The sequence below is a fragment of the Paenibacillus sp. 05T425 genome, assembly GCF_056396205.1.
Map to the genome: position 1 here is coordinate 1 of NZ_JBFTLA010000088.1, position 469 is coordinate 469.

1 protein-coding gene is annotated in these 469 nt (G+C 60.9%); it reads left to right on the forward strand.

Features of this window, described 5'->3' with window-relative positions; all coding sequences use genetic code 11:
- The coding region (locus AC1DF0_RS32205) for an ATP-binding cassette domain-containing protein (protein ID WP_477577641.1) at positions 1 to 469 on the forward strand (469 nt) is incomplete at both ends.

A 469-nucleotide genomic window follows, 5' to 3' on the forward strand; every position in this document is an offset into this window, starting at 1 on the left:
GTCGCCGAAGGCCTCGACGGCGTTGGTGCGTTGCTTGCCGAATATCACCATCTGAGCCAGAACATCGTCACTGACGCCGATCTGGACAAGCTGATGCACGTCCAGCACGACCTCGAAGCCCGAGATGGCTGGCGCTTGCAGCAACTGGTCGACAGCACCTTGAGCCGTCTGCAGTTGCCTGCCGACAAGACCCTCGCCGAATTGTCCGGCGGCTGGCGTCGTCGCGTCCTGTTGGCTCAGGCGCTGGTTTCCGAACCGGACCTGYTGCTGCTCGACGARCCSACCAACCACCTGGACATCGGTGCCATCGCCTGGCTTGAAGAAGCGCTGAAGGATTTCCAGGGCGCCGTACTGTTCATCACGCACGACCGTTCATTCCTGCAGAACCTTGCAACCCGTATCCTGGAACTGGATCGCGGCGGCTTGATCGACTGGAACGGCGATTACGCCAGCTTCCTCGTGCACAAAG